Origin of the sequence: Streptomyces sp. NPDC090045 (assembly GCF_044747975.1) — a bacterium.
GTDB lineage: Bacteria > Actinomycetota > Actinomycetes > Streptomycetales > Streptomycetaceae > Streptomyces.
This window is the reverse complement of sequence record NZ_JBIVFA010000005.1, coordinates 398,770-422,221: the sequence shown is the minus strand read 5'-3', so window position 1 is coordinate 422,221 and position 23,452 is coordinate 398,770. Positions and strand designations below refer to the sequence as shown.

26 protein-coding genes are annotated in these 23,452 nt (G+C 72.0%); 20 read left to right on the top strand and 6 right to left on the bottom strand.

What is annotated here, in order from left to right:
* The first annotated feature begins 8 nt into the window (after positions 1–8).
* The 11 genes from ACIPYQ_RS17380 to ACIPYQ_RS17330 all read left to right on the top strand — a co-directional run bounded on the left by ACIPYQ_RS17380 (position 9) and on the right by ACIPYQ_RS17330 (position 8,023).
* On the top strand, positions 9–725 hold the full coding sequence (locus ACIPYQ_RS17380) for a DUF2993 domain-containing protein (protein WP_361753179.1): 717 nt from the start codon (positions 9–11) through the stop codon (positions 723–725).
* A gap of 155 nt (positions 726–880) precedes the next feature.
* Positions 881–970: an Ms5788A family Cys-rich leader peptide gene (locus ACIPYQ_RS17375; protein WP_350875872.1), complete on the top strand. Its 90-nt coding sequence runs from the start codon at positions 881–883 to the stop codon at positions 968–970.
* 177 nt (positions 971–1,147) lie between these two features.
* Positions 1,148–1,993, top strand: a complete 846-nt coding sequence (locus ACIPYQ_RS17370; RefSeq protein WP_361753181.1) for a sulfurtransferase — start codon at positions 1,148–1,150, stop codon at positions 1,991–1,993.
* Between the two features lie 61 nt (positions 1,994–2,054).
* Complete coding sequence (locus tag ACIPYQ_RS17365; RefSeq protein WP_365482669.1) at positions 2,055–2,345, top strand: DUF1416 domain-containing protein; 291 nt, start codon at positions 2,055–2,057, stop codon at positions 2,343–2,345.
* 131 nt (positions 2,346–2,476) lie between these two features.
* Positions 2,477–2,740, top strand: a complete 264-nt coding sequence (locus tag ACIPYQ_RS17360) for a DUF3099 domain-containing protein (RefSeq protein WP_401251746.1) — start codon at positions 2,477–2,479, stop codon at positions 2,738–2,740.
* Between the two features lie 116 nt (positions 2,741–2,856).
* Positions 2,857–3,699 (top strand): hypothetical protein, encoded by an 843-nt coding sequence (locus ACIPYQ_RS17355; protein ID WP_401251743.1) that lies wholly within the window; start codon positions 2,857–2,859, stop codon positions 3,697–3,699.
* Positions 3,696–4,688 carry a hypothetical protein gene (locus ACIPYQ_RS17350; protein ID WP_401251740.1) on the top strand — a complete coding sequence of 331 codons (993 nt, stop codon included), beginning with the start codon at positions 3,696–3,698 and terminating at the stop codon, positions 4,686–4,688. Before ACIPYQ_RS17355 ends, ACIPYQ_RS17350 begins: the two co-directional genes overlap by 4 nt.
* A complete protein-coding gene (locus ACIPYQ_RS17345; RefSeq protein WP_401251737.1) occupies positions 4,685–5,587 on the top strand; it encodes a hypothetical protein in 903 nt (300 codons plus the stop codon). The genes ACIPYQ_RS17350 and ACIPYQ_RS17345 overlap by 4 nt, the downstream gene beginning before the upstream one ends.
* A 308-nt stretch (positions 5,588–5,895) precedes the next feature.
* Complete coding sequence (locus ACIPYQ_RS17340) at positions 5,896–6,468, top strand: FABP family protein (protein ID WP_150258047.1); 573 nt, start codon at positions 5,896–5,898, stop codon at positions 6,466–6,468.
* 100 nt (positions 6,469–6,568) lie between these two features.
* Positions 6,569–7,033 carry a Fur family transcriptional regulator gene (locus ACIPYQ_RS17335; protein WP_401251734.1) on the top strand — a complete coding sequence of 155 codons (465 nt, stop codon included), beginning with the start codon at positions 6,569–6,571 and terminating at the stop codon, positions 7,031–7,033.
* A gap of 21 nt (positions 7,034–7,054) precedes the next feature.
* The gene (locus tag ACIPYQ_RS17330) at positions 7,055–8,023 is read left to right on the top strand and encodes a folate-binding protein (protein WP_361753191.1); all 969 of its coding nucleotides are present in this window, start codon (positions 7,055–7,057) and stop codon (positions 8,021–8,023) included.
* A 21-nt stretch (positions 8,024–8,044) separates the two neighbouring features.
* Here ACIPYQ_RS17330 and dtd read toward each other — a convergent pair whose 3' ends face one another.
* The gene (gene dtd / locus ACIPYQ_RS17325) at positions 8,045–8,470 is read right to left on the bottom strand and encodes a D-aminoacyl-tRNA deacylase (protein ID WP_351296765.1); all 426 of its coding nucleotides are present in this window, start codon (positions 8,468–8,470) and stop codon (positions 8,045–8,047) included.
* Between the two features lie 136 nt (positions 8,471–8,606).
* Between dtd and ACIPYQ_RS17320 the strand changes: the two genes are divergently transcribed.
* The 6 genes from ACIPYQ_RS17320 (at position 8,607) to ACIPYQ_RS17295 (ending at position 12,859) form a co-directional block, all read left to right on the top strand.
* Entirely contained in the window at positions 8,607–9,206 is a 600-nt protein-coding gene (locus ACIPYQ_RS17320) for an AmfC protein (protein ID WP_361753193.1), read from the top strand.
* A 46-nt stretch (positions 9,207–9,252) separates the two neighbouring features.
* Positions 9,253–10,497 carry a GNAT family N-acetyltransferase gene (locus tag ACIPYQ_RS17315; RefSeq protein ID WP_361753195.1) on the top strand — a complete coding sequence of 415 codons (1,245 nt, stop codon included), beginning with the start codon at positions 9,253–9,255 and terminating at the stop codon, positions 10,495–10,497.
* 43 nt (positions 10,498–10,540) lie between these two features.
* A complete protein-coding gene (locus ACIPYQ_RS17310; protein ID WP_401251729.1) occupies positions 10,541–11,302 on the top strand; it encodes a putative protein N(5)-glutamine methyltransferase in 762 nt (253 codons plus the stop codon).
* A gap of 90 nt (positions 11,303–11,392) precedes the next feature.
* A complete protein-coding gene (locus tag ACIPYQ_RS17305; RefSeq protein WP_401251726.1) occupies positions 11,393–11,800 on the top strand; it encodes a helix-turn-helix domain-containing protein in 408 nt (135 codons plus the stop codon).
* A 17-nt stretch (positions 11,801–11,817) separates the two neighbouring features.
* Positions 11,818–12,372, top strand: a complete 555-nt coding sequence (locus ACIPYQ_RS17300) for a hypothetical protein (RefSeq protein WP_401251723.1) — start codon at positions 11,818–11,820, stop codon at positions 12,370–12,372.
* 142 nt (positions 12,373–12,514) lie between these two features.
* The gene (locus tag ACIPYQ_RS17295) at positions 12,515–12,859 is read left to right on the top strand and encodes a DUF2516 family protein (RefSeq protein WP_361753201.1); all 345 of its coding nucleotides are present in this window, start codon (positions 12,515–12,517) and stop codon (positions 12,857–12,859) included.
* Positions 12,860–12,952: 93 nt separating this feature from the next.
* Here the strand turns inward: ACIPYQ_RS17295 and ACIPYQ_RS17290 are convergent, their stop codons facing one another.
* The 3 genes from ACIPYQ_RS17290 to ACIPYQ_RS17280 all read right to left on the bottom strand — a co-directional run bounded on the left by ACIPYQ_RS17290 (position 12,953) and on the right by ACIPYQ_RS17280 (position 16,981).
* Entirely contained in the window at positions 12,953–14,329 is a 1,377-nt protein-coding gene (locus ACIPYQ_RS17290; protein ID WP_401251720.1) for a PP2C family protein-serine/threonine phosphatase, read from the bottom strand.
* 470 nt (positions 14,330–14,799) lie between these two features.
* Positions 14,800–15,939, bottom strand: coding sequence for an NlpC/P60 family protein (locus ACIPYQ_RS17285; protein WP_361753205.1), 1,140 nt, complete (start codon positions 15,937–15,939; stop codon positions 14,800–14,802).
* 208 nt (positions 15,940–16,147) lie between these two features.
* Positions 16,148–16,981, bottom strand: coding sequence for a class I SAM-dependent methyltransferase (locus tag ACIPYQ_RS17280; protein WP_401251717.1), 834 nt, complete (start codon positions 16,979–16,981; stop codon positions 16,148–16,150).
* Positions 16,982–17,238: 257 nt separating this feature from the next.
* Here ACIPYQ_RS17280 and mshA point away from each other — a divergent pair, with 257 nt between their 5' ends.
* Together mshA and ACIPYQ_RS17270 are read left to right on the top strand one after the other, a co-directional pair.
* Positions 17,239–18,621 (top strand): D-inositol-3-phosphate glycosyltransferase, encoded by a 1,383-nt coding sequence (gene mshA, locus ACIPYQ_RS17275; RefSeq protein ID WP_401251714.1) that lies wholly within the window; start codon positions 17,239–17,241, stop codon positions 18,619–18,621.
* Entirely contained in the window at positions 18,614–19,105 is a 492-nt protein-coding gene (locus ACIPYQ_RS17270) for a YbjN domain-containing protein (RefSeq protein WP_401251711.1), read from the top strand. Before mshA ends, ACIPYQ_RS17270 begins: the two co-directional genes overlap by 8 nt.
* 94 nt (positions 19,106–19,199) lie before the next feature.
* Here the strand turns inward: ACIPYQ_RS17270 and ACIPYQ_RS17265 are convergent, their stop codons facing one another.
* Positions 19,200–20,516: an MDR family MFS transporter gene (locus ACIPYQ_RS17265; protein WP_401251708.1), complete on the bottom strand. Its 1,317-nt coding sequence runs from the start codon at positions 20,514–20,516 to the stop codon at positions 19,200–19,202.
* Positions 20,517–20,668: 152 nt separating this feature from the next.
* Between ACIPYQ_RS17265 and ACIPYQ_RS17260 the strand changes: the two genes are divergently transcribed.
* Complete coding sequence (locus ACIPYQ_RS17260) at positions 20,669–21,430, top strand: phosphoglyceromutase (protein WP_319724882.1); 762 nt, start codon at positions 20,669–20,671, stop codon at positions 21,428–21,430.
* Positions 21,431–21,935: 505 nt separating this feature from the next.
* Here the strand turns inward: ACIPYQ_RS17260 and ACIPYQ_RS17255 are convergent.
* The gene (locus ACIPYQ_RS17255) at positions 21,936–23,438 is read right to left on the bottom strand and encodes a hypothetical protein (RefSeq protein WP_401251705.1); all 1,503 of its coding nucleotides are present in this window, start codon (positions 23,436–23,438) and stop codon (positions 21,936–21,938) included.
* Positions 23,439–23,452 lie beyond the last annotated feature (14 nt).

The window sequence follows — 23,452 nt, the reverse complement described above, 5'->3', positions numbered from 1 at the left end:
GAGGGCACGTGCGTGCTCTGCGGATCGTTGTGATCATCGGAGTGGTGCTGGGGGCGATCTTCGCGGGCCTGGACCGATGGGCCGCCGGTTACGTCGAGAACCAGCTGGCCGACAAGATCCAGGCCCGCCAGGGCCTGGCCGGCAGTTCGGAAGTGGAGATCCGCGGATTCCCCTTCCTGACCCAGGCGTTCAGCCACGAGCTGGACCGGGTCGACCTGAAGCTCAGAGGCGTCGAGGTCGTCGCCGAGGGCCGCAAGACGCGGCTCTCGGAGCTCGACGCGAGCTTCCGCAGCGTGAAGCTGAACAGCGACTACAGCGGCGGCACCGCCGAGCGGGCCGAGGGCTCCGGGCGCATCACGTACGCGGACCTGACCGCGGCCTCGCAGACCGGCGCGACCCTCACCTACGGCGGGGCGCCCGGCAAGGTGAAGGTCAGTGCCGCCGTCGACGTGCTCGGCAAGACCGTGGAGCACAGCGTGGTGTCGACGATCTCCCTCGTGGACGCGCCGGACGGAAAGGGCGGCAAGCTCGTCCGGGTGCGCGCCGACGAGGTGCCCGGCTCGGGCATACCCGGGGTCGAGAAGCTGATCCGCAAGAAGACCGACTTCGAGCGCAATCTGGAGGTCGGCATGCCGGCCGGACTCCACCTCTCGGCCCTGACCTCGGACGAGGCCGGTGTGCACCTCACGCTGGGCGGCTCGAACGTGGTGGTGGCCGGATCGTGAGACAGCGCGGTCCGATCCGCAGAAGGACGGGCCGCAGGGCGGCTCCCGGGGGCGGCGCGGCGGCCGCCCGGGGGTCCCGCATCCCAGAATCCGGACGATCCTGTCTCGGAATATGACACACCGGTGACAGGGCGGCTGATTCGTCCCTACGATCCATGGCTATGAAGCATCAGCAGGCGGACCTCACGAAGCGACGGGCAGTAGACCTGTGTCGCGTCGCCGCCATGCTCTGTCGATCCATGTGACCTGTGAGCGCATCCGCTCCATCAGCCGGACGACGGCCCCACGGCCCTTCCCGCGTGACCGCACCCGCCTCCTGATCACCTGACGCCTCCCCGCTCAGGCTCCGGAGCGCACCCGCAGGCACGCAGTACGCGTCACCCCGCACCGCCCCGCCGCACACTGCCCCGGAGGAGAACATCATGAGCCGCAGCGACGTCCTCGTAGACGCCGACTGGGTCGAGGCCCACCTGAACGACGCGAACGTCGTCGTCGTCGAGGTGGACGAGGACACGTCCGCCTACGACAAGAACCACATCAAGAACGCCGTCCGGATCGACTGGAAGCAGGACCTCCAGGACCCGGTCCGCCGTGACTTCGTGGACCAGGAGGGCTTCGAGAAGCTCCTCTCCGCCAAGGGCATCTCCAACGACGACACCGTCGTCCTCTACGGCGGCAACAACAACTGGTTCGCGTCCTACGCCTTCTGGTACTTCAAGCTCTACGGCCACCAGGACGTGAAGCTCCTCGACGGCGGCCGCAAGAAGTGGGAGCTCGACTCCCGCGACCTGGTCGACGGCAAGGACGTCCCGAGCCGCCCGGCCACCGAGTACAAGGCCAAGGCCCAGGACACCTCCATCCGCGCCTTCCGCGACGACGTCGTGGCCGCGATCGGCAACCTGAACCTGGTCGACGTCCGCTCGCCCGACGAGTTCTCGGGCAAGCTGCTCGCCCCCGCGCACCTCCCGCAGGAGCAGTCGCAGCGCCCCGGCCACGTGCCGAGCGCCCGCAACATCCCGTGGTCGAAGAACGCCAACGACGACGGCACCTTCAAGTCCGACGAGGAGCTCAAGGCCCTCTACGAGGCCGAGGGCGTCGACCTGTCGAAGGACACCATCGCCTACTGCCGCATCGGTGAGCGCTCCGCGCTCACGTGGCTCGTGCTCCACCAGATCCTGGGCCAGACGAACGTCAAGAACTACGACGGCTCCTGGACCGAGTACGGCTCGCTCGTCGGCGTGCCGATCGAGCTCGGCCCCAACAAGTAAATCCCGGGCACGCGACGCCCCGTAGTACGACGTACGACCTCTCTAGGACAGGACAGAGAACATGTGTGGAGCACAGATCGGCGGGCCCGACCTCGCGACCCTCAAGCCCGGTGAGACCGCGATCCAGGGCCAGGTGACCAAGGGTGGCGAGCCCGTCAGCGGTTACGTGCGGCTGCTGGACGGCGGCGGCGAGTTCACCGCCGAGGTCCCGACCTCGGCGACCGGACAGTTCCGCTTCTACGCGGCTCCCGGCACCTGGACGCTGCGGGCGCTCGTCCCGGGTGCCCAGGCGGACCGCGCCGTCGTGGTCGCCGAGGCCGGTGGCGTGACGGACGTGGCGATCGCGGTCTGAGCACCGCACGTGTGATCGCTCGATAGATCGGCCGGAGGGCCGCACCCCAGGGGGTTGGACGCCACTGGACGGGGTGCGGCCCTTCGTGCCGTCCGCCTTGTGTTCGCGGGCGGCCGCTCTACGCTGGAGTCATGTACGCCCGGCGCCGGCGCACCTATTTCCTGCTCATGGGCGGATGCCTGGTCCTCTTCGTCTCCGCCTGGACCTTCGTGCGCCTGCTGTCGGTCGAGGCCGCGGTGGCGCTGTGCGTGGTCGCCATGGTCATCCCGCCGGTGGCCGCGATGATCGCGAACCGGCGCGGCCCGGACGACCGCTGGTGGGACGACCCCTCGGGTGATCCGAAGTCCGACGAGTGGTGGGACGAACTGGACGGCAAACGCCGCCACGAGGACTGACGCGGCCGTCAGATACAAGAATGTAATAAGCCGTCATACAACTGCGCCCCTCCCGGTCTGGTCATGGGTTACGCACGGGTATTCGATCTGTGCCTCCAGTCCTGTGGGGGACCCTCTTGGAACACGAACAGACCACCCCTGAGCAGCGGAATGCGGGGGAGGTCGGGGCAGATCCGCACGTTCCGGATGCTCCGGAATCCTCGGACGCCCCGGGTGCACCGGTCGCTCCGGCCCCGCGGCCCCGCCGGGGCCGGGGCCGTACGGCGATCCTGATCGCGGGCGCGGCCGTGCTCGGCGTGCTCGCCGGGACGGTCACCGGCTACGCCGTCCAGTACCACCGCGAGCCCACGCCCCTGGTGCCGCTGGCCCAGCAGGACGTGAAGGGCCCGAAGCCGCTGGCGATCAACGAGACGACGACCCTGCGCTCGATCAACGCGAACCGCTGGCACAAGGCGGACGAGGACCTCGTCAAGAAGCTGGTGGAGGTCCCCGGCGGCGCCCAGGACGTCTTCTCGGGCCCGCAGTCCCCGGACGAGTTCTCCATCGATCACTTCGAGGACCCGTCCGGTGGGGTCGGCGGCATCATCGCCGACGGCGTCAGGCGGATCGCCGCCGTCCACTGGTCCGTGGGCGACCGGGACTTCGTCGAGATCACCCTGCTCCAGTTCCAGAACCGCAAGGGGGCCGAAGCCTTCCAGTCGGGTGCGAACCGCTACATGCCGACGAAAAAGTACGCGGGCAACAACGGCCGGGAGGTTCCGGGCGTTCCCGAGGACTTCGGCCAGTTGTGGATCGACTCCGAAGCCGACGAGAAGCCCGGCTACCACCCGCTCCGCGCGGGCACCGCGATCGTTCGCCGCGGCGACATCGTCATGCACCTCAGGTACATGAACAACCGCGGCAAGGTCGACGAGAACGCCGTCGCCGAGCTGGCCAAGCGACAGATGGAGCGGCTGTGAGCGAGCGGCAGAACCCGACCGACGCCGAGGGCGGCGCGCCCGAGCCGGCCGTGCCCGCAGAGCAGTCCGCACCGGAGCCCGTGGCGCCCGAGGCAGCGGCGCCGGAGGCCGTCGCGCCGGAGCCCGTGGCGGCGGAGCCGGTCGCACCCGAGGCCGTCGTGGCCGAGCCCGTCGTAGCCCCGGCCGTCGTGGCCGAGGCCGTGGTGCCCGAGCCCGTCGTGGCCGCGCCCCTCCAGGAGGCCGCGCCCGCGCGCACGGCGAACCGCAAGGCCGTCCGGCTGGTGGCGGCCGCAGTGGGCGCCGTCGTCCTCGCGGGCGGCGGCCTGTGGGCCGTGGCCGCACTCGGCGATGCCGACCGGACCGCGCCCACGCGCTACTGGCTGGCCGCGGACGCGCCCGTCGCCGGCCCGGCCGAGGCGCCGTCCGTACCGGGCAACGAACTCCAGGACAAGCTGCTGCCGGTCCCCAAGAAGTACTGGCCCGGCCCCGACATCGACGCCGAGGGCAACAACTACTTCATCTCGGGCGAGCGGGCGCTGCAGATCGCCAAGGAGGACCACACGGGTCTCTCCGGCGCCGAGCGTGCCGAGCGCGACAAGGCCCTCGACGGCCTGAAGCTCAAGGGGGTGGCCGGACGCAGCTACGCCACGCGCCACGGCGCCGGTGCGTCGGTGGTCGAGATCCAGCTCACGCAGGCGGATCCCCAGCAGCTCGCCCAGTTCGGCGAGTTCGCCAAGAAGATCGTCTCGCTCGTCGACGCCGACGGGAAGGCGCCCAAGGTGGACGGCTTCCCGGACGCCAAGTGCATGCTGAGCCCCCTCGTCCGGGAGAAGGACGAGAAGATCGACGCCCTCGACTGCCTGGCCGTCCAGGGCGACGTGATGGTGAGCTTCCGGGTGTACGGGTCCGGGGACTTCCTGCCCAATGACGCAGCGGCCCTGTTCAAGGAACAGCTGAACCACCTCAAGTCCCCCGGAGAGTCCGCGTGAGCGAGCAGAACACCATCGACGCGACCGCCGGGGACGAGGCCTCGGCCCCGGCGGTCGAGGACGCGCCGGCGCCCGGCCCCTGGGCGGCCCCGGAGGCCCCGCCCAAGGACCGGCGCCGGCTGTTCGCCGCCCTGCGGTGGACCGCCGCCGTCGCCGTCTTCGCCGTCGTCGGCGCGGGCGTCGCGTACGGGATCACCCGGTCCGAGCGCACCGACATCCCCGGCCTGTCCACCGAGAGCGACGGCCGCTGGACGTTCCCGGCGCTCTCCAGGCCCGCGCTGCCCGCGGGCGCCCCCGTGCCCCAGGGCCCGGACAACAAGGACGAGACGCACTACGCGGTGCTCTCCGGCCTGCTCCTGCCCGCCCCCGAGGGCGCGAAGACCGACGACGCGTTCAAGGTGGACAAGAGCGGGGCGGTGTCGGTCGACGCCTTCCTGGAGGAGTACACCCCCGAGGCCCGCGAGAAGCTGAAGCAGCAGCTCGAATGGGACGGGCTGCGCCAGATCACCGGCCGCGGCTGGACCATGGCGGACGGCACGCGCACCCACGTGTACCTGCTGCGCTTCCACGCGTCGGGCTTCGTGGACGCCTTCAAGGGCTGCACGTTCAACGCGCCGCTGGACGGCGTCTCGGCCCTGGATCTGGACGACGTCTGGAACAAGGCCAAGAACACGCAGGCCAGCACCCTCCCGCTGGGATTCCCGGGGTCGGGCGTGATCGGCGAGCGCGAGGTCACCGTGTACCAGGAGGTCCCGCCCGTCCTCGGCGACGAGCAGACCAAGCTCGGCTGCCTCCAGGCGGGTGACGTCCTGGGCATGGTCGTCCAGACCCGCAAGGGCGAGGTGGCCCCCGTCCCCTTCCACCAGACCGTGCTGCTGCAGGGCCAGCTCCTGAGCTGACCACCGGGGCCGCCGGACCCCGCGGCCCGGCCCCGGCCGACCGCCGGGGCGACCGGTACGGCCCACCTCACACCGTGTGCCGGTCCCCGGGCCAGTAGGCTTGGGGACCGGCCCCGTACAGCCCCGAAACGATTCCGAGGAGCACCCCGTGCTTGAGGCAGTCTTCACCTCCCTGCTGGTCCTGGTCTGCGTCGGCGTCATGGCCTTCACCGGCCTGGCCGTCAAGAAGCTGTACCAGGGTCAGCGCTGAGCGTCGGCTCGGCAGACCGCCCCGGAACCCCTCCCACAGATCGCCTGAGCAGCCATTCATGATCCAGATCCCGTCCGACCTGAACCCGGGCCTCGTCCCCCTCGCCTTCCTCCTCGGCAACTGGGAGGGTGCGGGAGTCTTCGACTTCCCCGGTGAGGAGAAGTGCAACTTCGGCCAGGAGGTCGTCTTCAGCCACGACGGCCGGGACTTCCTGGAGTACACCTCCCACACCTGGGTCCTCGACGCCGAGGGCAACAAGGTGCGGCCGCTGGAGTCCGAGTCCGGTTACTGGCGCATCGACAAGGACCGCAAGGTCGAGATCGTCATGGTCCGCGACCAGGGCGTCGTCGAGGTCTGGTACGGCGAGCTCGCCGACCAGAAGCCGCAGATCGACCTGGCCACCGACGCCGTCGCCCGCACCGCGGCCTCCGGCCCGTACAGCGGCGGCAAGCGGCTCTACGGCTACGTGAAGAGCGACCTCATGTGGGTCGGCGAGAAGGCCACCCCCGACGTCGAGCTGCGTCCGTACATGTCGGCCCAGCTGAAGAAGGTCGTCACGCCCGAGGAGGTCGCCGAGATGGCGCGCAACCTCCCCGACATGCCCGACGACGGCATCGCCTTCTTCCGCTGAGCGCGCGCTGAGCGCGCGCTGAGCGCGGCGTCCACAGGCTGTGCACGAAAGGGGACCGCGGGCTCGCCCGCGGTCCCCTTCGCACACATACACTGGCGGGGTGGTGAGCACCGAGAGCACCGATGGAACCCCAGGCCTTGACTGGAAGAGCGACCTGCGGCAGCGCGGATACCGGCTGACACCGCAGCGCCAGCTCGTGCTGGAAGCGGTCGACGCCCTGGAGCACGCGACTCCGGACGAGATCCTCGTGGAGGTGCGCAAGACCGCCTCCGGGGTCAACATCTCCACGGTCTACCGGACCCTGGAGCTCCTGGAGGAGCTCAAGCTGGTCTCCCACGCCCACCTCGGGCACGGGGCCCCCACCTACCACCTCGCCGACCGGCACCACCACATCCACCTGGTCTGCCGCGACTGCGGCGACGTCATCGAAGCGGACGTGGACATCGCCGCCGAGTTCACCGCGAAGCTCCGTACCACCTTCGGTTTCGACACCGACATGAAGCACTTCGCGATCTTCGGCCTGTGCAAGAAGTGCGCGGCCCGACAGCGTGCTGCCCAGGCGTAGCAGGGTCGTACGCTTGGTCCCATGACCAGCAGCCCCTTGCTCCATCTCCCCGGCGCCGTGCAGGCCGAAGGCCGCGACGAGGGCGTCGCCGCCCACTACGGCGAGCTGTACGGCGAACAGCGCGCCCTCGCGGACGGGCGCGGCTTCGTCGACCTCTCGCACCGCGGGGTCGTCACCGTCACCGGGCCGGAGCGGCTGAGCTGGCTGCACCTGCTCATCACCCAGCACGTGACCGGGCTGCAGGCCGGGCAGGCCACCGAAGCGCTGATCCTCTCCGCGAACGGCCACATCGAGCACGCGCTCTACCTCGTCGACGACGGCGAGACCACGTGGGCGCACGTGGAGCCGGGCACCCAGGGCGAGCTGATCGCCTACCTGGAGTCCATGAAGTTCTTCTACCGCGTCGAAGTCGCCGACCGCACCGAGGAGTTCGCGGTCGTGCACCTGCCGGCCGGCTCCATCGCCGAGGTCGCCAAGGAGCTCGTCGTACGGGAGACCGCGCACGGCCGCGACGTCTTCCTGCCCCGCGCCGAGCTGGAGTCCTTCGCCGCCTCGCACGGCCCGGCCGCGGGCCTCCTCGCCTACGAGGCCCTGCGCGTCGAGGCGCACCGGCCGCGCCTCGGTCTGGAGACCGACCACCGGACCATCCCGCACGAGCTGGGCTGGATCGGCACCGCCGTGCACCTGCAGAAGGGCTGCTACCGCGGGCAGGAGACGGTGGCCCGCGTCCACAACCTGGGCAAGCCCCCGCGCCGCCTGGTCTTCCTGCACCTGGACGGCTCGGAGGTGCTGCTCCCGGCGCACGGCACCCCGGTCCGGCTCGCCTCGGACGGGGAGGAGGGCCGCCAGCTGGGCTTCGTGACCACCGCCGTCCGCCACCACGAGCTGGGCCCGATCGCCCTCGCGCTGGTCAAGCGGAACGTACCGGTCGACGCCCCGCTGCTGGCCGGGAAGACGGCCGCCGCACAGGAGGTCGTCGTAGCCCCCTGAGGGGCCCGGGGAGCCCGGGGATCAGACGTCGATGACGATGGTGAACGGGCCGTGGTTGGTCAGCGAGACGCGCATGTCCGCGCCGAACCGGCCCGTCGCCACCGTCGCGCCCAGCGCGCGCAGCTGCGCCACGACCTCGTCGACCAGCGGCTCGGCCACCGGACCCGGCGCCGCCGCGTTCCACGTGGGACGGCGGCCCTTGCGGGCGTCGCCGTAGAGCGTGAACTGGGAGATGACCAGCAGCGGCGCGTTCACGTCGCTGCAGGACTTCTCCGCCTCCAGGATCCGCACCGACCACAGCTTGCGGGCCAGCACCGCCGCCTTCTCCGGCGTGTCGTCGTGCGTCACCCCCACCAGCACGCACAGTCCCTCGCCGACGATCTCGCCCACGGTCTCGCCGCCCACGACGACGCTCGCGCCGTCCACCCTCTGCACCACAGCTCGCATACCACCTGTGTACCAGCCGTGCACCCGTCCGGGGCCGATCGGGTGGACTGGGACTGCATCGGGGCCACGGAGAGTGGCACGATGCACGCAGGCGGTGCGGGTGCGCCGCACCGGTCGAGGGGACGGACTCGTTCGTATGAATACTTCTGGTACCTCCGTACCTGCATCACCCGCTTCCATCGCAGCTGCCGCGGTACGACCGCCCGCGCAGCGCACGGCCGAGACGCAGGGGACGCCGACCCCGACCACCGCGCTCGGGCTGCCGGAACTGCGCGCGCTGCGCCGCGACGCGCAGCGCGACGAGGCCGATCTGAGCTATGTCCGCAGACTGCTCCAGGGCCGCATCGACATCCTGCGCGCCGAGCTCGCCCGGCGCAGCGATCCCGAGCTCGCCCGCCGGACCGACCCCGAGGCGCCGGTGGTGGACCGGCTCTCGGTGATCCTCGCCGACGCCCCCTCCAGCCGCAGCGCCTCCGCCCGGCACGTCACGCTCGGCACCCCGCACAGCGAGGAGTACCGGCTGCTGGCGGCGGAGATGCTGGCCGACGTGGAGCTCTCGGACCTGGGGGCCCGCACGGACGGCGAACTGCACGACGGGATGGGGCGGCTGGTGAGGTACGAGCAGCAGGTCTCGCGGCGCCGGCAGCAGCTGCAGCGGACGGTGGACGACTGCAGTGCGGAGATCACCCGGCGGTACCGGGAGGGAGAGGCGCAGGTGGACGACCTGCTGGCGTAGGAAATTCGGGCGACTGGCGCCGGTCGGGCGGTTAGCGTGGCCCGCTATGAGTGCTGACGTCCGGCCGATCGCCGCATCCGAACTCCCCGACTGGCTGCGAACCGTGAACGCCGGGTTCCTGAACACGGCCCGCGTGACCGACGCGGACGTGGCCATGCGGGCCAAGTACAACGATCCCGACCGCACCCAGGGCGCGTTCGACACCGGCACCGGCCGTTGCGTGGCGGCCTTCCGCTCCTTCGCGCAGGAGCTGACCGTGCCCGGCGGGGCGGCCGTCTCCTCCACCGCGATCTCCAATGTGGCCGTGCTGCCCACCCACCGCCGCCAGGGCCTGCTGACCCGGATGATGGCGGCCGAGTTCGCCGCGGCCGGGGCGCGCGGCGACGTGCTGGCGACGCTGATAGCCGCCGAGTACCCGATCTACGGGCGGTACGGGTTCGGGCCCGCGACCTCCCTCGCGGAATGGGAGATCGACGTCCCGCGCACCGGGCTGGACCGGCGGCAGTCGGGGCCCGCGGACGGCGGGAGGATCGAGCTGGTGGACGAGGCCGAGGTCCGGCAGGTCGGCCCGGAGCTGCACGAGCGGCTGCGGGCGCGCACCCACGGCATGACCAACCGCCGCGAGCTCTGGTGGCGCATGGGGACCGGCCTGGAGCAGATCTCGTACCGGCCGTACAAGGAGCAGTTCTTCGCGGTGTACCGCACGGCGGCGGGCGAGGTGGCCGGGCTGGTCGCGTACCGGGCCGACGACCACTGGACGGACGCGAAGGTCCCGCAGAACACCGTGCAGGTCCACGACCTGCTGGCCGCCACCCCGCAGGCGGAGCGGGCGCTGTGGCATTTCCTGTGCTCGATCGACTGGGTGCTGAAGGTCCGCACCGGCTACCGGGCCCCCGACGACCTGGTCCCGCAGCTGCTGCCCGACCCGCGGTCCGCCCGGATCGTCACCTCCGCGGACTCCCTGTGGGTGCGGGTGCTGGACGTCGTACGGGCGCTGCGCGCGCGGACGTACGAGGCGCCCGGGGTGCTCGTTCTGGAGGTCACCGACGGGACGGGACCGGCGGCCGGCCGCTACCGGCTGGACGCGGGCACCGGCGCGTGCGAGCGGACCGAGGAGGCGGCGGACCTGCGGCTGGACGTGTCCGCGCTGGGCTCCCTGTACCTCGGCGACGAGTCCGCGCTGCGGCTGGCCGCGCTCGGCCGGCTGACGGAGGAGCGGCCGGGGGCGGCCGCGCTGGCGGACGCGGTGTTCCGTACGGCCCGCCGGCCGTGGTGCCCGGACATCTTCTGACCCGTAGCGTTCTTCTCGTTCGGAAAACTGAGGACTGAGGTTTTTGACGTCACTTGTGGAGTCCCTGCGTGCGGCCGGCTGTGTCTTCGCGGAGGAGGAGGCGGAGCTGCTGACCGGCGCCGCCCGGGACGACGGCCACCTGGCGCAGCTGCTGGCCCGCCGGGTGGGCGGCGAGCCGCTGGAACACGTGGTGGGCTGGGCGGAGTTCTGCGGTCTGCGCATGGAGGTGGGCGCGGGTGCCTTCGTACCGCGCCGGCGCACCGAGTTCCTGGTGCAGGAGGCGGTGGTGCTGGCCCGGCCCGGGGCGGTGGTGCTGGACCTGTGCTGCGGGGTCGGCGCCCTGGGCGCGGCGGTGGCGGCGCAGGTGCCGGGCGGTGTGGAGCTGCACGCGGCGGACATCGACCCGGCGGCGCTGGCGTACGCGCGGCGCAACGTGGCCCCGTACGGCGGCCGGGTGTGGGAGGGCGATCTGTACGCCGCGCTCCCGGAGTCGCTGAAGGGCCGGGTGGACGTGCTGGTGGTCAACGCCCCGTACGTGCCGACGGAGGAGATCGGCCTGATGCCGTCGGAGGCGCGGGACCACGAGCCGCTGGTCTCGCTGGACGGCGGAGCCGACGGCCTCGACGTCCACCGCCGGGTCGCGGCGGGCGCCGTGCCGTGGCTGGCCCCGGGGGGCCACCTGCTGATCGAGACGAGCGCCCGCCAGTCCCCGTCGACGGCCTCGGCCCTGGCATCGGCGGGGCTCGCGGTCCGGGCTGTCGCCTCGGAGGAGCTGTACGCGACGGTGGCGATCGGCACGGCCTGACCGGCAGCCGCCGGGCGGGTGCCGCCACGGGTGGGAGCTGTTGCAAGCAGCCTGCTTGCAAAAGTTAGCAAGGTGCGGCAGGATCACAGCATGGCATCGCTCAACGTCGGAAACCTCGGCGAGTACCTCCGTGAGCAGCGTCGGCAGGCCCAGCTTTCGCTGCGGCAGCTCGCCGAGGCGGCGGGGGTGTCGAATCCGTACCTGAGCCAGATCGAGCGCGGGCTGCGCAAGCCGAGCGCGGACATCCTCCAGCAGCTGGCCAAGGCGCTGCGGATCTCCGCGGAGACGCTGTACGTGCAGGCCGGGATCCTGGATGAGCGGGACCCGGACGAGGTGGAGACGCGAGCCGTCATCCTCGCCGACCCGAGCATCAACGAGCGGCAGAAGCAGGTGCTGCTCCAGATCTACGAGTCGTTCCGCAAGGAGAACGCGCTCGATGTGCCTGCCGAACCCGACGCGCCCGCCGACGAGATGCCGTCGAAGACGAACCGAAGTTGATCCGGGAGGACCAGCACATGGCCATCGCCGATGACCTGAAGAAGACCCTCACCGACCCCACCCCCCTCTACTTCGCCGCCGGCACGGCCGACCTCGCCGTGCAGCAGGCCAAGAAGGTCCCCGAGCTGATCGAGCAGCTGCGCGCCGAGGCCCCCGCGCGCATCGAGGCCGTGAAGAACACGGACCCGAAGGCCGTGCAGGAGGCGCTCACCGCCAAGGTCGCCGAGGTGTTCGGCGCCATCGACCCGAAGAAGCTCGGGGAGACCGCCCAGGACCTGGCGCTGCGCGGCGTGGGCGTGGCCGCGGAGTACGCGGTGCGCGCCAAGGAGACGTACGACAAGGTCGCCGAGCACGGCGAGCAGGCCGTGCGGACCTGGCGGGGCGAGTTCTCCGAGGAGATCGTCGACATCGCCGTGGCCGTCGAGCCCCAGCCGGAGGCCGCGGCCGAGCCGGCCGCCGGGTCCGAGCCCGTGGCCGAGGCCGCCGCCGAGGAGAAGCCCGCCGCGAAGAAGCCCACCGCGCGCAGGACCTCGGCCAAGAAGGCCGCCGTCACGGCGGACGGCGCGAGCTGAACCGGAACGGCATGAGCGACGACGGGCCGGGCACCCTTCAGGGGCCCGGCCCGTTGAAGTTCGTGAGGGCGCCCGTGCCGGTAGCGTGGAGTCGGGCGGCATCGGAAGTGCGAAGCAGAGGCATGAGAAGGCGGTCGAAGCGATGTTGATGGACGGGTTCGATCGGGGCGTGCTCCCGCTGTTCGGGTACGCCATGCTGTTGCTCGCCGTCGCGGCCTTCGTGTTCGCGCTGCTGGCGCGCGAGGACGCGTACCGGGCGGCCGACAAGCAGACCAAGACCTTCTGGCTGGTCATCCTCGGCATCACCGTCGTGGTGGACGTGTTCCTGGGGATGCTCTTCCTGCAGATCGCCGGTCTCGTCGCGAGCATCGTGTTCTTCGTCGACGTGCGCCCCGCCCTCAAGCAGGTCTCGGGCGGCGGTCGCGGCGGCCGGCGCGGCGGAAGCAGCAGCGACGGCCCGTACGGGCCCTACAACGGCGGGCGGTAGCCCCGGCGGGCGCCGACCCCGCTCCCGGGCTCGCCGGGCTCCCCGCCCGGCGGTACGAGCCCGGTGGTCAGCCCTGCGGTCCGAGCCCGGCGATCAGCCCTCGGCGCGGGAGAGCAGGACCACGGCCACGTCGTCGGTGAGCTCGCCGCCGTTGAGACGGCGGGCCTCGGTGACGGAGGCCTCCAGCAGGGCTTCGCCGCTCAGCCCGCGGTCCAGGTGGCGGTTGATCATCTCGACCATGCCGTCCTGGCCCAGCCGCTCCTTGCCCTCACCGATCCTGCCCTCGATCAGGCCGTCGGTGTAGAGCATCAGGCTCCAGGTGCCGCCGAGCTCGACCTGGCGGCGCGGCCAGCGGGCCCGGGGCAGCAGACCGAGGGCCGGGCCGCTGTTCTCGTACGGGAGCAGTCGCGCGCGGCGGCCCGGCCGGGAGATCAGCGGGGCCGGGTGGCCGGCCAGGCACAGGCCCGCGCGGCGGCCGTCCGGGGCGATGTCGACCGTGCAGAGCGTCGCGAAGATCTCCTCGTGCGGCCGCTCCACCTCCAGCACCTCCTGGAGGGTGGACAGCAGGTCGTCACCGCAGAGGCCGGCCAGCGTCAGGGCACGCCACGCGATGCGGAGCTCGACGCCGAGGGCCGCTTCGTCGGGCCCGTGGCCGCAGACGTCGCCGATCATGGCGTGGACGGTGCCGTCGGGGGTGCGAACGGTGTCGTAGAAGTCGCCGCCGAGGAGGGCCCGGCTGCGGCCTGGGCGGTAACGGGCGGCGAAACGGAGGTCGGAGCCCTCCAGGAGCGGTGTGGGGAGCAGACCGCGTTCGAGGCGGGCGTTCTCCTGGGCGCGCAGTTTCGATTCTGCAAGCTTGTACTGGGCGATGTCGGCCCGTTTTCTCTCCACGGCGTAGCGGATGGCGCGGCTCAGCAGCCGGCCGTCCAGCTCGTCCCGGAAGAGGAAGTCCTGGGCGCCGACGCGGACGGCCTCGGCGGCGCGCTCGGCGTCGTCCTCGCCGGTGAGGACGAGGACGGCGTGCCGGGGCGCGATGCGCAGCACCTGGCGGAGGGCGGCCAGCTGGTCCACGGCGGTGGCCGTGGCGGCGCCGGCGGCTCCCGCCGCCGGTACTCCCGGCATGCGGGCGCTGGCGTCCGGGAGGGACAGGTCGAGGAGGATGCAGTGCACGTCGGGGGTGAGCAGCCGCTCGGCCTCGGTGAGGTTGCGGGCGGTGCGGAGCCGGATGCGGTGGCCGTCGGCGTCGAGGATCTCGGGGACGGTGAGGCCGCCGGCCGGGTCGTCCTCGATAACCAGGAGGGTCAGCGGGATCGTGTGAGGGGTCGCTTGCGGAGCCGCCTGCGGAGTCGCTTGCGCGACGGCGGTGGCGGTGGCGGTTGCGGTGGCGGCGGGCGGTGCGGCGGTGTGCAGAACGCCCTGACCGCCCTCCGTGGCCGGGGTGTCCCTCTGCCGCGGTACGGGTACGGACATCGTCTCCGGTTCCTTCCCTCCCCCCGAGGGTGCGCTCGTCCGGCAGACCCTAGCGGTCCCGGCCCGGCGAGCGGAATGCCGTTCTTCGCCGAGGCCTCCGGCATATGCCGTTATCGCGGGGGAAAAACGTCCTCACTGGATGACAAAGGTCACGGCCGGGGTCGCGATCCGTCCCGCCTAACGAGACGTGCGACACACCCTCTTGGTTGCCTCCCCGCGCCCGACGGCCGCCGGAACCCCTCTGTTTCACCAGGGGCTCCGCACCGGACGCTCCCTCGGATCCCCGCCCGGGCCCCACGCCTCAAACTCCCCCAGCTACCGCTGGGAGGTGCCCCCAGGCGAGGCTGGATTCTCAGCCCGTCCGGCGTTTGAGGACCAGGGTCCGGGGCGGAGCCCCGTTCTCTCGGGCGCGGGCCGGCCCGGGGGCCGGGGCTTAGGCCCGGGGGAACAGTTCGGCTCCCCGTGAGGGGCTACGCGTCGGGGCGGACCACGGCCTTGATCGGCATCGAGCCCGCGCCCGCCATCGTCACGTTGCGGCCGGGGCGCGGGGCGTGGACCATCGCGCCGTCGCCGACGTACATGCCGACGTGGCTCGCGTCGTCGAAGTAGATGATCAGGTCGCCGGGGCGCATGTCCTTGAGCGCGACCTTCGGGAGCAGCCGCAGCTGCTCCTGCGAGGTGCGCGGGATGCCGCGGCCCGCCGCCAGCCAGGCCTGCGAGGTCAGCCCGGAGCAGTCGAACGAGGCCGGGCCCACGGCGCCCCAGCGGTACGGCTTGCCTATCTGCGCCGTGGCGAACTGCACGGCCCGCTTGCCGGCGTCCGTCGCCTTGCCGTTGACGTCCTTCATCGCGCCCGTCGACAGCCACGCCGTCTGCGCCTTGTACTGGGCTTCCTGCTCCAGCTGGATCAGCCGGGCCTTCTCCTCGGCCTCCAGCTTGCTCTCCAGCTCCTCCGCCGCCTTGATCTTCTCCTCGATCTGCTTCTTCGAGTCCTCCTGCTTGACCCGGTTGGCCTCCAGCACCTTCCAGCGGTCACTCGCCTCCTGGGCGTAGCGCTGCAAGTCGCTCTGGGTCCGGCCCAGTTCGGAGAGGAGGTCCGAGGTGGCCTTCTCGCCCTGCCGCAGCCGGCCCGCCCCGTCGAGGAACTGGCTCGGGCTGTCGCTCAGCGCCAGCTGCGCGCCCGGCGGCAGCCCGCCCGAGCGGTACTGGGCGCGGGCGGCCGCGCCCGCACGGCTCTTGAGGGTGGTGATCCGCTCCTGGCCGGCGACGACCAGGTTCGCGATCTCGACGATCTTCTCCGACTGGGTCTTGGTCTCGGCCTCGGCGAGGTTGTAGGCGTCCGTGGCGGTGCCCGCCTGCCGGTAGAGCTCCTCGATGTCCTTGCGGACCTGTTCGAGGGACTTCCCGCCCGGCCCGGTCGGCGGAGCGGCGGGATTCCCGGGAGAGGGAGGTGTGGCGGGCGGAGTGGGCGCGCCCGGCGTGGCAGGCGCAGCCGGCGCGGCCGGTGCCGCGTACGCCATGCCCGTCGCGAGACCCGGCGCGGTCAGTATCGCCATCGCGCACAGCAGCACGAGCGAGCTTGCGCCACGTCGTCGCCTTACGGCCCCCATGGTCCCCCCAGGCACCCGGGTCAGACCTCGTATCAGATCTGACTATTCATCAGTAACTTCCCACTGCCATCGGGATGGTGCCACGAGTCGGTGAATTCCGACACCCTTGTGGATGTCTTTCCGATCTTGTCCGCCCCAACGGACGCCGTGTCCCGCCCCTCACGGACCAACGGCCCGCCCGCACCCCCGGTTCCCCACCGCACCGCATTCACCCCACCGGACGCAACGCCTCCCAGTGCAACGTCAGTTCCCCCTGCCGCCACCGCCCCGGCCCGTCCGCCAGCGGCCAGTCGACGGCCAGCGCCCGCGCCGTGCGGATCCAGCGCTGCCGCGCCCCGTAGGAGGCGTACGGGGCCGCCGCCGCCCACGCCCGGTCGAAGTCGCGCAGGAACGCGTGCACCGGCTCGCCCGGCACGTTCCGGTGGATCAGCGCCTTCGGCAGCCGCTCCGCCAGGTCCGAGGGGCGCTCCAGGGAGCCGAGCCGGGTCGCGAACGTCACCGTGCGCGGCCCCTCCGGGCCCAGTGCCACCCACACGTGCCGCCGCCCGATCTCGTCGCAGGTCCCCTCCACCAGCAGCCCGTCCGGGGCCAGCCGCGCGCACAGCCGCGCCCACACCTCCGCGACCTGCTCCTCGTCGTACTGGCGCAAGACGTTCGCCGCGCGGATCAGCGCCGGGCGCGCCCCGCCGTCCAGCGGAACCTCGAAGCCGCCGTGCCGGAAGCTCAGCCCCTCCTGCTCGTACGGCTTCGCCGCCGCCACCCGCGCCGGCTCGATCTCGATGCCGACCACCCGCACCCGCGGCGCCGCCTCCCGCAGCCGCGCCAGCAGCTCGACCGCGGTCCACGGCGCGGCCCCGTAGCCGAGGTCGACCGCGACCGGCGCCTCCGCGCGCCGCAGCGCGGCCCCGTGCGCGGCCGCGATCCAGCGGTCCATCCGGCGCAACCGGTTCGGATTCGTCGTCCCGCGCGTCACCGAGCCCACGGGGCGGCCGGCGGCGCGACCGGGCGCGCGGCTGGTGGGAGGGGTGGTGCGGGAGGCCATGAGCCGAGGGTAAGGGGAGTGTCCGCGCCGGATGAAAACCCGGCGGTGCCCCGAGAAAAACGGGGAAAGCGCAAGGAAAACCGGAGACCCCGGAATGCGGGGGACCGCCATCCGGGTTGCACTCCTTGCAGGGCGCCTCCCGCGCCCTCGTCGGCATGCCATCCAGTCACGCCGTCGGCCCTGCCGTCCGTCAGTCCGCCCGCCCGCCGTCCGAGCGTTTCGTGCGCGCACCGTCCGAGCCGAGAGGAACTGCTCCCTTGAGCCAGTACGTGTCCCGCCTCGGCGGCAGCCTCAGTGGCCGTCTCGCCGCCGCCCGCGCCACCCGTCACGAGCCGCCGCGCCTGCGCCTGCCGGCCGTCGGCCACCACCGCAAGCCGCGCCGCGTGGCCATGCTCAGCGTGCACACCTCGCCGCTGCACCAGCCCGGCACCGGCGACGCCGGCGGGATGAACGTCTACATCGTCGAGCTGGCCAAGCGGCTCGCCGCGATCAACATCGAGGTCGAGATCTTCACCCGGGCCACCACCGGCGGGCTGCCGCCCGTGGTCGAGCTGGCCCCCGGAGTCCTCGTACGGCACGTGGACGCGGGCCCGTACGAGGGCCTCGCCAAGGAGGAGCTGCCGGCCCAGCTGTGCGCCTTCACCCACGGCGTGATGCAGGCCTGGGCCGGCCACCGCCCCGGCTACTACGACCTCGTCCACTCCCACTACTGGCTCTCCGGCCACGTGGGCTGGCTCGCCGCCGAACGCTGGGGCGTGCCCCTCGTCCACGCCATGCACACCATGGCCAAGGTCAAGAACGCGGCGCTCGCCGAGGGCGACACCCCCGAACCCGCCGCCCGCGTCATCGGCGAGACCCAGATCGTGGCCGCCGCCGACCGGCTCATCGCGAACACCGCCGAGGAGGCCGACGAGCTCGTCCGGCACTACGAGGCCGACCCCGGCAAGGTGGCCGTCGTCCACCCCGGCGTGAACCTCGACCGCTTCACGGTCGGCGACGGCCGGGCCGCCGCCCGCGCCCGCCTCGGCCTGCCGCAGGACGCCGTCATCCCGCTCTTCGCCGGGCGGATCCAGCCGCTGAAGGCCCCCGACATCCTGCTGCGCGCCGTCGCCGTCCTGGTCGACCGGGACCCTTCGCTGCGCCGCCGCCTCTTCGTCCCCGTCGTCGGCGGCCCCAGCGGCAGCGGCCTCGCCAAGCCGGAGGGCCTGCAGAAGCTCGCCGCGAAGCTCGGCATCGCCGACCTCGTGCACTTCCACCCGCCGGTGGCGCAGGACGGGCTCGCGGACTGGTTCCGGGCCGCGTCCGTCCTGGTCATGCCCTCGTACAGCGAGTCCTTCGGGCTCGTCGCGATAGAGGCCCAGGCGGCGGGTACGCCGGTGCTCGCCGCCGAGGTCGGCGGACTGCCCGTCGCCGTCAACGACGGGGTCACGGGGATCCTCGTACCCGGGCACGACCCGGTGGACTACGCGCGGGAGCTGCGGCGCTTCGTGGACGAGCCCGGGCTCGCCGACCGGATGGGCGCCGACGCGGCGCGCCACGCGCAGTTCTTCGGCTGGGACACGGCGGCGAGCGGCACGGCCGACGTCTACACGGCGGCCATGCATGATCACCGCCGTCGCGTACGCTCCCACCATGGCTGACGCTGACACCGCCGCGACCATCGAAAGCGCGCTCAACGGCGCCGAGCTGAGCTGGGAGAGCCCCGCGCCGGGCTCGTACGTCGTCCAGCTCCCCGGCACCCGCAAGCTGAGCACCACCTGCTCGCTCCGGATCGGAAAGCACTCCCTCTCGGTGAACGCCTTCGTGATCCGCCACCCCGACGAGAACGAGGCGGGCGTCCACCGCTGGCTGCTGGAGCGCAACCTCAAGCTGTTCGGGATGGCGTACGCGGTCGACCGCCTCGGCGACATCTACCTGACGGCCAGGCTCCCGCTGTCGGTCGTCACCGCCGAGGAACTGGACCGCCTCCTCGGCACGGTCCTGGAGGCGGCCGACGGCTCCTTCAACACCCTGCTGGAACTGGGCTTCGCGAGCGCGATCCGCCGCGAGTACGAATGGCGCGTCTCCCGCGGCGAACCGACCTTCAACCTGGACGCCTTCAAACACTTGACGCAGCCGTCGTAGTCCAGCCCCGCCGGCGTTTGAGGCGTGGGGGTCCCCCCCCGGACGGAGTCTGGGGGAGGGCCTGGGGCGGAGCCCCAGCAGCGGCGCAGCCGCGTCAGGCCTCGGCGTCGGCCGGCAGAGGCTTGGACCTCGGTGCGGGAGCACCACCGGCCACGGCCGCGCCCACCCCCGCATCACCCTCGGAGAGGTTCCGCATCAGGAGCCAGTACCCCCCCGCCGCCACCGTCCCCAGCACACCCGTCGCCCCCCAGAGCCAATCCGCCCCGTACCGGTCGATCACGAAGCCCGCCATCAGCGGCGCCACCAGCGAGGCCACCGCCCAGGACAGGTTGTAGACCCCCTGGTACCGGCCGCGCCCGTGCACCGGCGACAGCCGCACGACCAGGCCCATCTGGGTCGGCGAGTTCACGATCTCCGCCAGCGTCCACACGCACACCGTCAGCGCGTACGCCCACACCGGCCCGGCGAAGGCCGTCAGCGCGAACCCGTACCCGGCCAGCAGCGCCGAGACCACCAGCAGCTTCTGCGGGTCGCGGCGCTCGATGAACGCCGTGACCGGTATCTGCAGCAGCACGATCAGCAGCCCGTTCACGGCGATGACCAGCCCGTAGTCGCCGGGGGAGAACCCGGCGGCGCCCATCGCGACCGGCAGGCCCACCGAGCCCTGCGTGAAGATCAGCGAGATCAGGAACGACAGCCCGACCACGCTCATGAACCGCCCGTCCCGCAGCACGCTCCCGAGCCCGATCGCCGGTTCCGCCCCGGTCGCGCCCCCGGCCGTCTTGCCGGTGCCGGCGGGCGAGCCGGGCCCGCCTTCGGGCCGGGACTCGGGCAGCTTCACGTACACGAGCACCGCGCACGTCAGCGTCAGCGCCGCCTCGCCCAGGAAGCCGGCCAGGTAGCTGTACTCCGCTATCACCCCCGCCGCCGTGGCGCTGACGGCGAAGCCGAGGTTGATGGCCCAGTAGTTGAGCGCGAAGGCCCGTACGCGGTCCTCCGGGCGGACGATGTCCGCCATCATCGCCGCGACCGCCGGCCGGGACGCGTTCGAGGTCATGCCGACGAGCATGGCCACCGCGGCGATCGCCGCCGGGTGCTCCATGAAGCCGAGCAGTGCCACCGAGAACGCGGTGGAGGCCTGGGCCGCCAGCAGCGTGGGGCGCCGCCCCAGCCGGTCGGTCATCACGCCCGCGACGAGCGAGGAGACGACACCGCCGAGGCCGTGGAGGGCGACCACGAGTCCCGCGAAGGAGGCCGAATAGCCCCGGTCCAGGGTCAGGTACAAGGTCATGAAGGTGGCGACGAAGGCCCCGAGCCGGTTGACCAGCGTGCTCGTCCAGAGCCACCAGAACGCGCGGGGCAGACCCGAGACGCTCTCCCGGGCGGCCCGTCTCAGACTGGCAGCGGACATAAGGAATCCCCCCGGAGGTGTAAGCGTCACTTGAGCAGTGGGCACATTACGAGTGACGGGCCCCCGGGCGCCACTGGATTGACGCGCGACGTCAATCGGCAGGACCCCGCCTCGCGCGCGAGCGCCCCCGCCCGTCCATTAGGCTCGTACGCATGGCCGACGCACCGTACAAGCTGATCCTCCTCCGCCACGGCGAGAGCGACTGGAACGCGAAGAACCTGTTCACCGGCTGGGTGGACGTCAACCTCACCGAGAAGGGCGAGAAGGAGGCGGTCCGCGGCGGTGAGCTGCTGAAGGACGCCGGCCTGCTGCCCGATGTCCTGCACACCTCCCTGCAGAAGCGCGCGATCCGCACCGCGCAGCTCGCCCTCGAGGCGGCGGACCGCCACTGGATCCCGGTGCACCGCTCCTGGCGCCTGAACGAGCGCCACTACGGTGCGCTCCAGGGCAAGGACAAGGCGCAGACCCTCGCCGAGTTCGGCGAGGAGCAGTTCATGCTGTGGCGCCGCTCGTACGACACCCCGCCGCCGGTCCTCGAGGACGGTACGGAGTTCTCGCAGTCCGAGGACCCGCGCTACGCGTCGATCCCGAACGAGCTGCGTCCGCGCACCGAGTGCCTCAAGGACGTCGTCGAGCGCATGCTGCCGTACTGGTACGACGGCATCGTCCCGGACCTGCTGGCCGGCCGCACGGTGCTGGTCGCCGCGCACGGCAACTCCCTGCGCGGTCTGGTCAAGCACCTCGACGGCATCTCGGACGCCGACATCACGGGCCTGAACATCCCGACCGGCATCCCGCTCGTCTACGAGCTGGACGCCGACTTCAAGCCCCTCAAGCCGGGCGGCACCTACCTCGACCCGGACGCGGCCGCGGCCGCCATCGAGGCCGTCAAGAACCAGGGCAAGAAGAAGTAAGTTTGTGATCATGCCTCCCACCTGCGCATATGGCGCCGGTGGGAGGCATTCTCATGCCCCGGGTCCACCCTGGGCCCGCGCCGTGCCAGAGCGGCGGCTGACCGAAGTGCGTGCGCGGAGCAGGGCCCTGCCCGGAGATTCCGGGCAGGGCCCTCGTGCTGACCCGGCGGCGTGACGGCCGCCGTGGCCGGTTGTTGAGGTTGTCGAGGAGCGAGAGCAGCGGGTTGTCGGCGGCCTGGGCGGGCGCACCGCCGAGGACAGGACGGCGCCGGCGAGAGCGCCGACGAGCGAGGTTCGATTCAGCCTCATGCGCGGGGAACGCCCCGCCCGTCCCCCCCGGTTACCTCCCCACCCCACCGGTCCCCCGTTCAGCCCCGCCCGCCCCCCCCGTCCGGCCGGACCCGCCCCCAGCACGGATGCGTAGAAGTGGCGCAGGGCGTGCATGCCGTGCTCCCGCGCGGTGGCGTGCTCGCGGCTCCTGGTCAGGGGCTTTCGTGCTGCTCGGTCACTCGTTGTCGTAGTAGCCGAAGATGTCGACGATCAGGTCGGCGCGGTCCCAGCCCTGGTTCCAGAAGTCGACGATGCCGAAGTCACCGGCGCGCGCCTGAACCAGGTTGGCGACGGTCTTGCCCGCCGTCCAGTTCAGGGTGGAGGACAGCGGACGTGCCGGGGAGCCGGCGGTCCCGTTGGTGTAGTCGCCGGTGGAGTTGTAGTCCGGTGCGACCGAGAGGAAGCCCGCGCCGCGCGTGTTGGTGACCGTGGTGTTCAGCACCCAGGCCTCCTGCTCCACCGAGAAGGCCTGCCAGAGGTACTCGCGGGCGGGCCACGGCCCCTTGGACCAGCTCTCGCGCGTGTCGATCTGCCGGACGGGCGCGACCGGTACGTAGGCGCCGGCGCTCGTGGTGCCGTACGTGCCGACCAGCTCCACGATGACGTCGGACGGGGCCCAGGCGCCGTTGCGGACGGTGATCTCGCCGTTCTTGCCGACGGGCACGATCACCGAGTTGGCGACGGTCTGGCCGGCGGTGAAGTTCACGTTCGACGTGGCCGGCGCCGCCTGCCCGGCCGGGTGGACGGTCAGGTGACCGGCCTCCTGCGGGTTGGTGACCGTCACGTTCAGCGCGACGGCGGTGGCGCCCGGTTGGGCCACCTTGACCGTGAAGGACCCCTGGCCGGCGACCGGACCGGGCTGCGTGCCGGTCCCGTTGCGGGTGTCGACGACCCGGGCCGGCGCCTGCGGGGTGTACCCGCTGGCCTCCTGCTGGCCGAAGTAGCCGGTGACGTCCGCGATCAGATCGACCGGCTCCCAGCCGCCGTTGTACAGCTCGACGTAGCCGTCCGCGCCGACCTGCGCGATCACCAGGTTCGGGACGGTCTGACCGGCCTCGAAGTTGATGTTCGATGCGGTCGGCCGCGTGTTGCCGGAGCCGAAGACGCTGACGTGCCCGGCACTGGTGGTGTTGGCCGCGGTCACGTTGAGCGCGACGGCGGTGACCCCGGTGGGGATGCCGCCGTTCCCCGCGATCTTCACGCGGGTCGACGAGTACCCGTTGACCTTGCCCTTGACGGTGCCCGTGCCGCTACGGGTGTCCAGCAGGCGGGTGGGACCGTACGGGGTGAACTCCGAGCCCGCCGTCTTGACCCGGACCTCCTTGGTGTCACTCGTTCCGAGTGCCGGATCGACGACCGTGGCCTTGATCGTGTACTCGCCGAGCTCCTTGTAGGCGTGCTTGGTCCGCGTCTCCCAGGCACCGGAGGCCGTCACCGTCTCCGTGGTCCCGTCGCCCCACTCGATGGTGGTGTCCAGCGGCGGGGCGGCCCTGTTGAGCGAAGTCGTCAGCTCGAAGCCGTGCGCCGACGACACCCGGGCGCTCATGAAGAGGTTCAGCTGCGCGCCGTTGGCGGCGGGTGCTCCCGCCGCCTGTGTGGCGGGCTTGACCGGATCAGCGGCCTGAGCCGTGCCGGGTATGAGACCGATGCTTGCCGCGACGATGGCGGCAGCGGACATTACGAGTCGGCGAT